Genomic DNA, 13,321 nt, shown 5'->3' on the forward strand with positions numbered 1-13,321 from the left:
TGAGCCGGTTCAGCCTACGTGAAAGATCTGACCCGTTTGCAGGCCTTCCACACTCTTGGCGTAGGCCAAGGCCACATCCGCCGCAGGAACCGGCTTGAAACCACGGAAGTACGGCGCGTATTTGCCCATGGCTTCGACCAGGACATTCGGGCTGATCGAGTTCACCCGCAGGCCGCGCGGTAGCTCAATGGCGGCAGCGCGGACAAAGCTGTCCAGTGCACCGTTGACCAGCGCCGCCGAGGCGCCACTGTGAATCGGGTCGTGGCTGAGCACGCCGGTGGTGAAGGTGAACGAAGCGCCGTCATTGGCGAAGTCGCGGCCGATCAGCAGCAAATTGACCTGGCCCATGAGCTTGTCTTTCAGGCCCAGGGCAAAGCTCTCTTCGGTCATTTCGTTGAGCGGTGCGAAGGTCACGTTACCGGCCGCGCACACCAGTGCATCGAATTTGCCGGTCTGCTCGAACAGCTTGCGAATCGAGGTGCTGTCACTGATGTCCACCTGAAAGTCGCCGCTGGTGCGACCGATGCGGATGATTTCGTGGCGTTGCGACAGTTCCTTGTCGACTGCCGAACCGATGGTGCCGCCTGCGCCGATCAAAAGAATTTTCATGGGGGCTGATCCTCGTATGGGTTGAACGAGGTTTCAGTTTAGGGTGGTTTTTTCTCCGGATAAGCGCACTAATAGGCAACCTTTGGTTTTCAAATGGAAACAATCCATGAGCGAGATGGATGACCTGGCGGCGTTCGCGGTGTTGATCGAGGCGGGGAGTTTTACCCTGGCGGCGCAGCAGCTTGGTTGCAGCAAAGGCCAGCTGTCCAAGCGCATCAGCCAGTTGGAAGCGCAGTTTTCCGTGGTGTTGTTGCAACGTACCACCCGCCGCTTGAGCCTGACCGCCGCCGGTGCTGCGTTGTTGCCCCAGGCCCAGGCGCTGGTAGTGCAAGTCGAGCGGGCCCGCCAGGCCCTGGCGCGCCTGAAGGACGACATGGCCGGCCCGGTGCGGATGACGGTACCGGTGTCGCTCGGGGAAACCTTCTTCGATGGCCTGTTGCTGGAGTTCTCGGCCAAGTATCCCCAGGTGCAGATCGAGCTGGAGCTCAACAACAGCTACCGCGACCTGTCTCGCGACGGCTTCGATCTGGCGATTCGTTCCGACGTGGCCATTGACCAGCGACTGGTGGCGCGTCCACTGTTGGCGTGGCAAGAACTGACCTGTGCCAGCCCGGCTTATCTGGAGCAATACGGTGAACCGCAAACTCCCCAGGCGCTGGCCGAGCATCGCTGCCTGCTCAACAGCCATTACAGCGGCCGCGAAGAATGGCTGTATCACCAGCAACACGAGTTGTTGCGGGTGCGGGTGTCGGGGCCGTTCGCCAGCAACCACTACAACCTGTTGAAGAAAGCCGCACTGGTCGGCGCCGGTATTGCGCGCCTGCCATCCTACTGTTTGCCAACAGAGCTGGCGGACGGGCGCTTGCGATGGCTGCTGCGCGATTATCAGACCCGCAGCATGCCGATGTACCTGGTGCATCCATATCAGGGCGGTTTGCCCAAGCGCACGCAGGTACTGGCGGATTATTTGATCGGGTGGTTCAAGCGCAGTGGGGAGGTGCTGGATCGGTTGTAAGTCTTCACACGCATGTCCTGTAGGAGCGAGCCTGCTCGCGATGGACGTTAACGATGACGAGGGCTGTCTGAATGAACGCGGCGCCCTCCAGTTCTTCGCGAGCAAGCTCGCTCCTACAGAAGAGGGTTTGCGTAGTCAGGGAGGTTGGCAGACATAAAAAAACGGCCCGCAAAGGCCGTTTTTTTGTTTACCGCTAAGGCTTAGCCGCCCAAGTACGCATCACGCACTTTCGGGTCGGTCAGCAGCGCTTCACCGGTGCCTGTCATCACCACCCGGCCGTTCTCCAGAACGTAGGCTCGGTCAGCGATCTTCAGCGCCTGGTTGGCGTTCTGCTCGACCAGGAACACTGTCACACCGTCCTTGCGCAGCTGTTCGATGATGTCGAAGATCTGCTGGATGATGATCGGTGCCAGGCCCAGCGATGGCTCGTCGAGCAGCAACAGCTTGGGCTTGCTCATCAGCGCACGGCCGATGGCGAGCATTTGCTGTTCGCCGCCGGACATGGTGCCGCCGCGCTGGCTGAAGCGTTCTTTCAGGCGTGGGAAAAGTCCGAGAACCTTGTCCATCTGTTCCTGATAGTCGCCCTTGGCGGTGAAGAAGCCACCCATGGAGAGGTTTTCTTCCACGGTCAGGCGGGAAAACACCCGACGACCTTCCGGCACCACGGCGATGCTCTTGCGCATGATCTGCGAGGAGTCCTGGCCGACCAGTTCCTCACCCATGTAGCGGATGCTGCCGCTGTGGGCGCGCGGCGAACCGCAAAGCGTCATCAGCAGTGTTGACTTGCCGGCACCGTTGGCACCGATCAGGGTCACGATCTCGCCCTGGCGGACTTCGACGTTGACGCTGTGCAGGGCCTGGATCTTGCCGTAGAAGGTGGAAACGTTTTCGAACTGCAGCATTTACGCTTCCCCCAGGTAGGCTTTGATCACTTCAGGATTGTCGCGGATCTGTTCCGGAGTGCCGTTGGCCAGGGGGGTGCCCTGGTTGATCACGACGATATGGTCGGAAATGCTCATGACCAGTTTCATGTCGTGTTCGATCAGCAGCACGGTGACGTTGTGCTCTTCACGCAGCATGCTGATCAGCGCCTTGAGGTCCTCGGTTTCCTTCGGGTTCAGGCCGGCGGCCGGTTCGTCGAGCATGAGGATCCGCGGACGGGTCATCATGCAGCGGGCGATTTCCAGGCGGCGTTGCTGACCATAGGCCAGGGTGCCGGCCGGGCGGTTGGCGAACTCCTTGAGGTGAACCTTTTCCAGCCAGTACTCGGCGAATTCCATGGCCTCGCGTTCGCTTTTGCGGAACGCCGGGGTCTTGAACAGGCCGGCCAGGAAGTTGGTGTTCAGGTGACGGTGCTGAGCGATCAAAAGGTTCTCGACCGCCGTCATGTCCTTGAACAACCGCACGTTCTGGAAGGTACGCACCACGCCCTTGAGGGCGATCTTGTGGCCGGGCAGGCCCTCGATCGATTCGCCATCGAGCAGGATGCTGCCGCCGCTCGGCTTGTAGAAGCCGGTCAGGCAGTTGAACACGGTGGTCTTGCCGGCGCCGTTGGGGCCGATCAGTGCCACGACCTGTTTTTCCTTCACGCTCAAGGCCACGCCGTTGACCGCCAGCAAGCCGCCGAAGCGCATGCTCAAATTTTCTACTTTCAGGATCTCGCGGCTCATTTGCGCAGCTCCATGTGAGGGCGTTGCATGGGCAGCAGACCTTGAGGACGCCAGATCATCATCAGCACCATCAAGGCGCCGAACATCAACATGCGGTACTCACTGAACTCGCGCATCATTTCCGGCAACAGGATCATCACCGTGGCTGCGAGCACCACGCCCAATTGCGAGCCCATGCCGCCCAACACGACGATGGCGAGAATGGTCGCCGACTCGATGAAGGTGAAGGACTCCGGTGTCACCAGACCCTGACGCGCGGCGAAGAAACTGCCGGCGAAACCGGCGAAGCAGGCGCCCAGGGTGAAGGCTGAAAGCTTGATGATCGTCGGGTTCAGACCCAACGCACGGCAGGCGATTTCATCTTCACGTAGCGCTTCCCAGGCACGACCCAGGGGCATGCGCAGCAAGCGATTGATGACGAACAGTGCGAACAGCGCCAGGAACAATGCGACCAGGTAAAGGAAAATCACCTTGTTGATCGAGTTGTATTCCAGACCGAAGTACTCGTGGAACGTCTGCAGGCCTTCAGCGGCTTTACGTTCGAAGGTCAGGCCGAAGAACGTCGGCTTCTCGATGTTGCTGATGCCGTTCGGGCCGCCGGTGATGTCGGTCAGGTTACGCAGGAACAGACGGATGATTTCACCGAAGCCCAGGGTCACGATCGCCAGGTAGTCACCGCGCAGGCGCAGTACCGGGAAACCGAGCAGGAAGCCGAAAGTGGCCGCCATCATCCCGGCGATCGGCAGGCAGATCCAGAAGCTCAGGCCGTAGTAATGCGACAGCAGGGCATAACTGTAGGCGCCGACGGCATAGAAGCCGACGTAACCGAGGTCGAGCAGACCGGCCAGGCCGACCACGATGTTCAGGCCGAGGCCGAGCATCACGTAGATCAGCACCAGCGTGGCGATGTCCACCGCACCGCGAGAGCCGAAGAACGGCCAGACCAGGGCACCGGCGATCAGCGCGATGATGATCCAGCGCTGAGTGGTCGGCAGGGTCAGGAAGTTGCTGGCCTTGGCCGGGATCAGCGGCATGCTCGGCGAAGAACGCCAGGCCGAGCTGATCTGCTGGTCGAACAGCACACGCAGGAACATCAGCACCGAGCACACCGCGATGGTGATCAGGGTGGCGTCGCTGGTGCCATGAACTTCGAGGTTGATGCCGACGATGGTCAGCTTCAGACCGAGTACCGGGTAGGCCACGGCCCACACCAGCAAAGCGCTGAACAGCGCCTGTTTAAGATTCCTAGTCATACTTTCTCAACCTCCGGACGGCCCAGCAGGCCGGTTGGCCGGAACAACAGCACCAGAACCAGCAGACCGAACGCCACGACGTCCTTGTACTGGTCGCCGAAGATATCGGCACCAAAGGCTTCCGCCACACCCAGTACCAGCCCGCCGAGCATGGCGCCCGGAATACTGCCGATACCGCCCAGTACCGCGGCGGTGAAGGCCTTGAGGCCGACGAGGAAACCGGCGTTCGGGTTGATCACGCCGTACTGCATACTCAGCAGGACGGCGGCAATCGCTGCCAGCGCCGCACCGATGACGAAGGTCAGGGCGATGATGTTGTTGGTGTTGATACCCAGCAGGTTGGCCATCTTGATGTCTTCGGCACAGGCGCGGCAGGCGCGACCCAGGCGAGAACGGGAGATGAACAGCGTCAGGCCGAGCATGGCGACAAAGGTCACCACGAACACCACGATTTGCATGTAGGAAATCAGCACTTCATGTGCGCCACCTGGCCCAAAGGCAAAGTTGCCCGGAATCAGGTTGGAGATGGATTTGTCCTTGGAGTCTTGCGCCAGCAGAACGGTGTTCTGCAGGAAGATCGACATGCCGATGGCGGAAATCAGCGGGATCAGACGGTTGCTGCCGCGCAGGGGGCGGTAGGCGATCCGTTCGATGCTGTAGCCGTAGGCACTGGTTACAACGATGGTTGCGAGAAAAGCGGCGGTCATCAACAGCGGCACGCTGTCGAGTCCCAGCATGGCCAGCCCGGCGATGGCGATGAACGCCACGTAGGAGCCAATCATGTACACCTCGCCGTGGGCGAAGTTGATCATTCCAATGATGCCGTAGACCATCGTATAGCCGATGGCGATCAGGGCATACGTGCTGCCAATGGTCAGGCCATTAACCAGCTGTTGGAAGAAGTGATAGATGTCAGGCATTACAGCGCTCCTAAAAACCTGATACGCATTTCACTGGTGGAGTCATTTTCCCGCCCGAGCCCCGTGGATCTGCATCCACTTCGAATTCGGGGTTTGCCAGCGAACCGCTGATGACGGTTTTGAGATTTTCAGGTGGGGAGACTGGCGGATCACGCCAGCGCGGCCCAATACGTTCGTAAAACAAAGCCCACGGCACGCCGTGGGCTTTATTGGCAGTCAGTCTGGCAACGCCTTACTGAGGCTTGGCTTCAGTTTTAGGTTTGCCGAAGTGCCACTCGTAAACCACGAATTTGAAGTCTTTCAGGTCGCCTTTTTCGTCGAAGCTCAGGTCGCCGGTAGGCGTCTTGAAGGTGCCCGCGTGGATGGCTTCAGCCACTTTGGCGGAGTCTTCGGACTTGGCAGCCTTGATACCTTCGGCGATCACGGTCACAGCCGAGTAGGCCGGGAACACGAACGGACCGCTTGGATCTTCTTTCTTGGCTTTGAACGCATCAGCCAGGGCAACGTTGGCCGGATCCTGGTCGAAGGATTTCGGCAGGGTCACCAGCAGGCCTTCGGAAGCGTCCTTGGCGATCTGCGAAATGGAGTCGTTACCCACGCCTTCCGGACCCATGAACTTGGCTTTCAGACCTTTTTCCGCAGACTGACGCAGGATCAGGCCCAGCTCCGGGTGGTAGCCGCCGTAGTAGACGAAGTCGACGTTGGCTTGCTTGAGCTTGGCGATCATCGACGAGAAGTCTTTGTCGCCGGCGTTGATGCCTTCGAACACGGCAACTTTGACGCCTTTGCCTTCCAGGGTTTTCTTCACGGCAGAGGCGATGCCTTCACCGTATTGCTGTTTGTCGTGCAGAACAGCAACGATCTTCGGTTTTACGAAGTCGGCAATGTAGTTACCGGCGGCAGGGCCCTGGGCGCTGTCCAGACCGATGGTGCGGAACACCATTTTGTAACCACGGGCGGTGATGTCCGGGCTGGTGGCAGCCGGGGTGATCATGATCACGCCTTCGTCTTCGTAGATGTCCGAAGCCGGTTGAGTGGAGCTGGAGCACAGGTGACCGACTACGAACTTGACGCCGTCGTTGACGACCTTGTTCGCGACTGCCACAGCTTGTTTCGGATCACAGGCGTCATCGTATTCAACGGCTTCGAGTTTCTTGCCGTCCACGCCGCCCTTGGCGTTGATTTGCTCGATGGCCATTTTGGCGCCACTGAACTGCATGTCGCCGTATTGGGCTACAGGGCCGGTCTTAGGGCCGGCGATGCCGATCTTGATGGTGTCAGCTGCGAACGAATGGCTGGCAACCCCGGCCAGAACCATAGCGGCAAACAGTTTGGAAATCTGCTTAGTAGCCTTAGTCATAGTGCTCCACTCTTACTGTTGTAGTTTTTATAGTCCTGGCGCCGAAAGCAGCAGAACCGGGTCGGATATCTGCGACATTCCCCGGAAAAGTCCCTCGGCAACTGTACCGGTACAGTGTAGAGCGCCGATTGTCAGCCTGGGAAGGCAGCGCCGGGGGACAAAACCTGCAAGTGTCGCTTTATTGAAAGTAAAAGACAGAATTGCGGCGGGGTGTTGAGGGGCTTATAGCCGTATTCAGTGCATTCCCTGGCTTTCCTGCGCTTTTCATTTCGGTCACTCAATTGCATCCGGGTTTTTCTGCCAGTCCACCGACGTTATCATTCGCGTCGATTTCTTTTCCGGACAGTCCCATGAATCAAGAACCTAGCACCCTCTATGCCAAGCTGCTTGGTGAAACCGCATCTATTACCTGGAAAGAGCTGGAGCCGTTCTTCGCCAAGGGTGCCCTATTGTGGGTCGATCCTGGCCTGGATCTGATCGCCGCCGCCGAGGCCGTGGCCCAGGATGAAGGGGAGAAAGTGGCTGCCTGGCTGGCCGCCGACAAGCTCGGCAAGCTGTCTGAAACGCGGGCGCTGGATCTTTTTGAACGTGATCCACAGCTGTGGGCCGTGGTTGTTTCACCGTGGATTCTGATCCAGGAAAGGGCGCAGGCTTAAAAGGTCGCACCTTATTGGTGCGTTCATTTCTGAGGGAAAAGTGTGTAGCCGAGTAGCGTGATGGCATGTTGCCGTAGAGAAAGGCCACAGCCTCACGGTGACGTAAACGTAACGGGAACAGTTGGAAGGGCAACTGAACGTCTGCTCAATTGTTTCTGGATGTTGATTTGCGTTGATTGTGGGGCCGCCTTCGCGAGCAAGCCCGCTCCCACATTTAACCGTGTTCTTCCAGAAGGAATGCAGTCGAATGTGGGAGCGGGCTTGCTCGCGAATGGGGACGACGCTTAGTGAGCGGTCTTACCCGTATGGTTATTCAACGAAATAACCTTGGTCTTGCCGATGCGGTGACGGTAGATCTCGCGCAGGTACTTGATCGATTTCTTCACGCAATCCCGGGACAGGCGGATGTCGTTGATCGAGACGAACTTGTCCTTGTCGTTGATCAGTTCACGGTACTTCTTCTCGTACATCGGCTTGATCGCGTACCAGTTGGTATCGAGGATCTTCGCCGGGTTCTCGAATTCGTTGAGTAGTTCGTCAATCCGGTCTTCATCGAACTGTTCGTTGATGATGAAGTCCAGGATCGAGTTGTCCAGGGTCTCGTCGAAGCGGTACGGGTTTTTCGCGAAGCAGCGCTTGATGAAGGCCACGATCAGCGTCAGGAAATCGTCCGACAGGCACGGGCTCTTGGCGATCAGGGTGGTCAGCGACAGGTTGGCCGAAGCACCGATCACAAGCGCGTAGCGCTTGAGCGTGGTGTTGGGGAACAGGCTGTTGAGATGAGTCTTCAACCGGTTCAAATCCATGTAGGACAGCTTGTAGTCCTTCGGCAAGGAAACGATCGACACCACCGACGAGCAATTCTTGAAGAAGTGCAGGTCATGCAGGGCCGCCGCGTCGTAACCCGAGTTCTTGTACTGCTCCAGCGACGCGCGATAGCGCTTGGACTCGATCGGCAACAGGCTGATGCCCTCGATGGCCTGGGTGACCTTGTTGAAGTGCGGCAGGTCGATCGAGCGGAAGAACAGGTCGTCGATGTTCAGGCGTTGCGGCTCTTTCTCGAACACCTTGAATTTGTCGCTGCTCGGCGCCGGGGTTTCCGGCACCACGGACTCGGCGTAGGCAATCGCCACCGGACCGGCCAGGCTCATGAACAGGTCGTTGGCGTCCAGGCGAATGGTTTCGCCGATGTCGATGCCGGCGCGACGGAAATAGTTCTGGTCGTAGTCGGTGGTCACCGCCTGGGCCGTCAGAATGTTGAAGATCTGCTGCGAGATGTATTGGTTGGCATGCTTTTCCATGGCATTGACATCAATGTTCTGGATATTGCCGTCATCGTTCTCTTCGGCGTAACGCATGATGTCGTTGGAGATCAGCATCATCGCGTTCCATGGGCGGATGCGGCCCATGACGCTGGCTTCGCTGCTGTCTTCGTTGGCGAAGTTGTAGGAGAAGTCCCACTCTTCCGACAGGTATTTGCACAACAGGCGACCGGCGTTGATGTGCAGCGCCTCGGACATTTCACTGCGGTGATCTGAAATGTTCGGCAGTACACAGATGCCACTGGTGAAGATCGGTTCGAAGACGAAGGAGTGGCCGCTCTTGCTGTCGTGCTCGTCCATCGGCTTGGTGTCGAACGTCTTGTTCATGTACGAGTGCTGCTGGGCCAGGCCGAACTCCGAGGCCATGCCCGAGCCGGTACCGCCGCCGGCACTGAAGATCGAGAAATACAGGCGCGACTGGTTGGCCTTGATGCCGCAGCTGTCGATCAGGTACGAGTGAATCATTTTCCAGTCGGGGCTGGAGAAGCGCTGGGTGTCCTTGTTCAGGATGATCTTGGCCAGGTACTGGCCGAGGATCGGCGCGTTACCGGCGCCACCGGCGTGGACTTCCGACAGGTCCATGATCTTCATCTTGCTGTAGTCGCGCAGAAAGCCGCTTTTTTCGCCCTTGCGCGAGAAACGGATGCGCCCGGCGATGTCCTTGTCCAGGTCGCCGAGCATCACCAGCGGCTCGACCAGAAACACCGGCTTGGTGTTTTTGTTCTGGCCCAGGCGCAGGTTGTTGCGGATCCACTGGGCCGGGCTGTAACCCTTTTCGGCAAAGCGCTTGTCCGGCGACAGGCGATCTTCGTTATTGAATTCATTGAGGTAGAACTTGCGGGCGTTGTACACCAGTTCCGCCACGTCCAGCGCAATGTTCGAGCCACAGCGGCCCAGGCCGATCAGGCATACCGACGGGAATTCCTGATCGCTGTGCTGTTCGCTGTCGCCCTCCAGGTGCGGTGCGCGCGGGAACACCATGTCGCGCAGGCCGTCGAGGTTGTCGAGGATGCGGTCGGTGTTGGTTTCGGTGAAGTACAGGTATTGCTGGGTCGCCAACGGGCGCGATTGAATCAATGGCTTAGGTGATGACGGGCTGTTGGCCGCGGGGCTCAACGTCAGATCGGTTACCGCAGTGGCCGGGTTGTTTTTAGAAGTCATAGTTCGCCATCTACCTGGGCTGATTGGTTGGCCGACTCACTGTCGTCGAACCGTCACGGAATACAATCGCGTCTTTTTTCAGCGCGTACTTGGACCATGCCTTGGTCTTTAGCCTGAGCATTGCTCGGAGTGAATCCTTTCCTGAGTCATGATGAATCGGCCAATATTCGGTGATCTTTAATCAAGAAGAGGCAAAATGATGTCAACGCTACCTTCGCTAGGGTTTGCCGGGATCGGCCTGATGGGGCTGCCGATGTGCCGGCGCCTGCTGGCCGCGGGTTATCCGCTGGCGGTATGGAATCGCAATCCGGACAAGTGCAAGCCGCTGGTGGAGGCCGGCGCGCGCCAGGTCGCCAGCCCGGCCGAACTGTGCCAGTACGCTGACGTGGTGATGCTGTGCCTGGCCGATACCTCGGTCGTACGCGAGGTGGTGTTTGGTCCGGCAGGTGTTGTGGAGGGCGCCAAAAAAGGGCAGCTGCTGGTGGATTTCTCCAGCCTGGAGCCCAACGCTACGCGGGAAATGGCCGCAGAACTTGCCGCTAAAACCGGCATGGGCTGGCTCGATACGCCGGTGTCCGGTGGCGTGGTCGGTGCCGAGGCTGGAAGCCTGGCGATCATGGTCGGCGGTGAGCTACAGGATCTGGAGCGGGTCCGGCCTGTCCTGTTGAGCCTGGGGCAACGTGTGACGCATATGGGCGGCGTCGGGGCCGGGCAGGTGACCAAGGCGTGCAATCAGATGATCGTCGCCTGCAATGCATTGGTGATTGCCGAAGTGGTCGCGTTGGCGGAGCGTTCCGGGGTTGATGCCAGTCTGATCGCCGAAGCGCTGGCCGGCGGCTTTGCCGATTCGAAACCCTTGCAGATCCTGGCCCCACAGATGGCGCAAAACCGTTTCGAGCCGGTCAAATGGCACGTACGGACGTTACTCAAGGATCTGGATACAGCAGTGAAGTTTTCCCGTGAACAAGGCTCGGCGACACCGATCAGCGGTCTGGCCGCGCAGTTGATGCGCCTGCATGGGAGTCAGGGGTTTCTTGAAAAGGACCCGTCTACATTAGTACAGATGTACCGTGAACCAGGCTCAGCGTCGTGACGGTGTAGGCGTGCTTGCGCTGGTTGATTTCGTTCAGCACCGGATGCAGTTCGGCCAGCGGCACCGGCCGACTCAGCAGATAGCCCTGAACGAAGTCACAGCCATGGTCTTCCAGGAACTGGTACTGCTCGAAGGTTTCGACCCCTTCGGTGACCACTTGCAGGTGCAGGGTATGGGCCATGACGATAATCGCCTGGACGATTTCCATATCCTGGGTCGCCTTGGGAATGTCCTGGATGAACGAGCGGTCGATTTTCAGCGTGTTGAGCGGCAAGCGCTTGAGGTAGGCCAAGGATGAATAGCCGGTGCCGAAGTCATCGATCGACAGCGAAACGCCGAGGGCGCGTATCTGGCGCAGCAGCACCAGGGTGTCGGCGATATTGCCCATCAAGGCGTTTTCGGTGACCTCCAGTTCCAGACGGTGGGGCTCCACACCGGAGGCCCGCAATGCGTACTCGATTTCATCGGCCAGTTCTTCGCGCGCCAGGTTCAGGGGCGAGCAGTTCACGGCGATCTTCAGGTCATCACAGCCTTGGCGCGACAACTCGCCCAGATCCTCGCAGGCCTTGCGCAGCACCCAGTTGTCCAGCTCGGCGATCAGGCCATTGGCTTCGGCGATGGCGATAAAACGATCCGGTACGAGGAAACCGTGGACCGGGTGTTGCCAGCGGATCAAGGCTTCGAGCTTGCTCACCTGACCGGTCTTGAGGTCATAGATGGGCTGGTAATAGAGCATCAGGCCGGTGTCTTCACGCAGGGCGTGGCGCAACTCTTCTTCCAGTTGCAGCTCGAGTGTGGCGCGGGTTTTCAGGTCTGCACTGAAAAAACTCAGCCCGTTCCGGCCGCCACCCTTGGATTGATACAGCGCCAGATCGGCGTTTTTCAACAGTTCCTCGCAGGTCTTGCCGTCTTCCGGAAACAGGCTGATGCCGATGCTGGTGGTCATGACCATGCGCCTGCCGGCCAACTCGATGGGCTCCTTCATTTTCAGCATGATGCGTTGGGCCATCTGCCGCGCTTCGTCACGATCACGCAGGTCGATGAGCAGGCAGAACTCGTCGCCGCCGAAGCGAGCGACCACATCCTCATGACTGCGAACAGAGCTCTTGATGTGCCCGGCAAGCACTTTGAGCAGTTCGTCACCGGCATCGTGGCCAAGGCTGTCGTTGATCCGCTTGAAATGGTCGATGTCCAGGAACATGACCGCCAGCATCCCGCCTTTGTTGGTTTTCTCGATGAGTTTTTCAGCGAAGACCTGGTTGAACCCGCGGCGGTTGATCAGGTTGGTCAGCGCATCGTAGTTCGCCAGCTGTTGCAGCGACATGCGCGCCTGGTCAAGCTGGCTTAGCAGGGAGTTGACCCGTTGCAGGTCGTGGTCCTTGTGTTGCAGCTTCTTGTCCGCCAGTGCCGCGCTGATGCTGCTGCCGATGATCAGCAGGGTGATGACCGTCACGGTCAGCGCCAGTTGCAGATGGCGATGTTCGCCGGTTTGCGCTGGCAGGCTGTCGCTGGGCATCACCATGTTGAAGGCGGCCATGGCAGTGAGGTGCATACCGAGGATGCCCGCCCCGAGCACCAGGCTGGCGCCGAATTTGAAAAGCTGATGCAGCATGCCTGCACCGTCGCGCAGATACCATGCCAGCAACAAGGCGGCCAGCGCGGCACCGATCGCGATCGCGATGGAAAGGGCGAACAGGCCCGGATGGTAATAGACCGAGGCATTGGAGTGCATGGCCGTCATGCCCACGTAATGCATGGTCGCGATACCCAGGCCGATCCCGACCGATGACGTGAGGCACTGTCGAAAACTCAGCTCAGGAAGGCTGAGGGTACGCATCGCCAGCCATGCGGCGAACAGCGCGATGGTTAGCGAGAACACCGTGACAGGCAGTTGGTAGTGAAGATCGATAGGCGCCTGGAATGCCAGCATCCCGACGAAATGCATGGCCCAGATGCCGCCGGCCAGGCATCCGCTGCCCACCCAGCGCCAGAGCGTTTGGGACGCGGATTTTTCAGCGTGAGCAACCCGTTCGGCCATGTCCAGTGTCGCGAAACCGCCGACACAGGCGACCAGATAAGCCAGCAGCACCAGAAACGGGTCATGTGTGCAATTAAGTATGACCTGCCCAGTCTCTGGTAGCTCGGTAATGAAATGCAAACCAAGCCACTCCATAGCATGCCCCATCGTTAAGCTTCAGGTCGGCGCAAGGAGCGTCGGCGAATGTCGTGGAGTATAGAGGGCGTGGGTGGAGCGCAAGCGGT

The 13,321-nt window shown here is 59.0% G+C and carries 11 protein-coding genes; 3 read left to right on the top strand and 8 right to left on the bottom strand.

Translation table 11 applies throughout. The features are described from left to right. Positions 1 to 9 precede the first annotated feature (9 nt). A complete protein-coding gene (locus tag PspS34_RS06000) occupies positions 10 to 609 on the bottom strand; it encodes a short chain dehydrogenase (protein ID WP_154861794.1) in 600 nt (199 codons plus the stop codon). Positions 610 to 715: 106 nt separating this feature from the next. Here PspS34_RS06000 and PspS34_RS06005 point away from each other — a divergent pair, with 106 nt between their 5' ends. Continuing rightward, on the top strand, positions 716 to 1,624 hold the full coding sequence (locus tag PspS34_RS06005) for a LysR family transcriptional regulator (RefSeq protein ID WP_057400812.1): 909 nt from the start codon (positions 716 to 718) through the stop codon (positions 1,622 to 1,624). A gap of 200 nt (positions 1,625 to 1,824) precedes the next feature. On the opposite strand, the gene PspS34_RS06010 is transcribed toward PspS34_RS06005, so the two are convergent. The 5 genes from PspS34_RS06010 to PspS34_RS06030 all read right to left on the bottom strand — a co-directional run bounded on the left by PspS34_RS06010 (position 1,825) and on the right by PspS34_RS06030 (position 6,827). Beyond that, on the bottom strand, positions 1,825 to 2,526 hold the full coding sequence (locus PspS34_RS06010; protein WP_020798122.1) for an ABC transporter ATP-binding protein: 702 nt from the start codon (positions 2,524 to 2,526) through the stop codon (positions 1,825 to 1,827). Beyond that, positions 2,527 to 3,294 (bottom strand): high-affinity branched-chain amino acid ABC transporter ATP-binding protein LivG, encoded by a 768-nt coding sequence (gene livG, locus PspS34_RS06015; protein WP_150812949.1) that lies wholly within the window; start codon positions 3,292 to 3,294, stop codon positions 2,527 to 2,529. Next, positions 3,291 to 4,547 (bottom strand): high-affinity branched-chain amino acid ABC transporter permease LivM, encoded by a 1,257-nt coding sequence (locus PspS34_RS06020; RefSeq protein ID WP_150727615.1) that lies wholly within the window; start codon positions 4,545 to 4,547, stop codon positions 3,291 to 3,293. Before PspS34_RS06020 ends, livG begins: the two co-directional genes overlap by 4 nt. Continuing rightward, positions 4,544 to 5,467 carry a high-affinity branched-chain amino acid ABC transporter permease LivH gene (gene livH / locus PspS34_RS06025; RefSeq protein WP_150812950.1) on the bottom strand — a complete coding sequence of 308 codons (924 nt, stop codon included), beginning with the start codon at positions 5,465 to 5,467 and terminating at the stop codon, positions 4,544 to 4,546. Before livH ends, PspS34_RS06020 begins: the two co-directional genes overlap by 4 nt. A gap of 232 nt (positions 5,468 to 5,699) precedes the next feature. Next, positions 5,700 to 6,827, bottom strand: coding sequence for a branched-chain amino acid ABC transporter substrate-binding protein (locus tag PspS34_RS06030; protein WP_150812951.1), 1,128 nt, complete (start codon positions 6,825 to 6,827; stop codon positions 5,700 to 5,702). A gap of 350 nt (positions 6,828 to 7,177) precedes the next feature. Between PspS34_RS06030 and PspS34_RS06035 the strand changes: the two genes are divergently transcribed. Further along, positions 7,178 to 7,483 (top strand): DUF2288 domain-containing protein, encoded by a 306-nt coding sequence (locus PspS34_RS06035; RefSeq protein ID WP_008052913.1) that lies wholly within the window; start codon positions 7,178 to 7,180, stop codon positions 7,481 to 7,483. Positions 7,484 to 7,767: 284 nt separating this feature from the next. On the opposite strand, the gene PspS34_RS06040 is transcribed toward PspS34_RS06035, so the two are convergent. Then, positions 7,768 to 9,966, bottom strand: coding sequence for a hypothetical protein (locus PspS34_RS06040; protein ID WP_154861793.1), 2,199 nt, complete (start codon positions 9,964 to 9,966; stop codon positions 7,768 to 7,770). A gap of 196 nt (positions 9,967 to 10,162) precedes the next feature. Here PspS34_RS06040 and PspS34_RS06045 point away from each other — a divergent pair, with 196 nt between their 5' ends. Beyond that, positions 10,163 to 11,059 carry an NAD(P)-dependent oxidoreductase gene (locus PspS34_RS06045; protein ID WP_057716100.1) on the top strand — a complete coding sequence of 299 codons (897 nt, stop codon included), beginning with the start codon at positions 10,163 to 10,165 and terminating at the stop codon, positions 11,057 to 11,059. Here PspS34_RS06045 and PspS34_RS06050 read toward each other — a convergent pair. After that, entirely contained in the window at positions 11,016 to 13,217 is a 2,202-nt protein-coding gene (locus PspS34_RS06050) for an EAL domain-containing protein (RefSeq protein ID WP_275113801.1), read from the bottom strand. The genes PspS34_RS06045 and PspS34_RS06050 overlap by 44 nt on opposite strands. Positions 13,218 to 13,321 lie beyond the last annotated feature (104 nt).

Source organism: Pseudomonas sp. S34 (assembly GCF_009866745.1).
Taxonomy (GTDB): domain Bacteria; phylum Pseudomonadota; class Gammaproteobacteria; order Pseudomonadales; family Pseudomonadaceae; genus Aquipseudomonas; species Aquipseudomonas jessenii.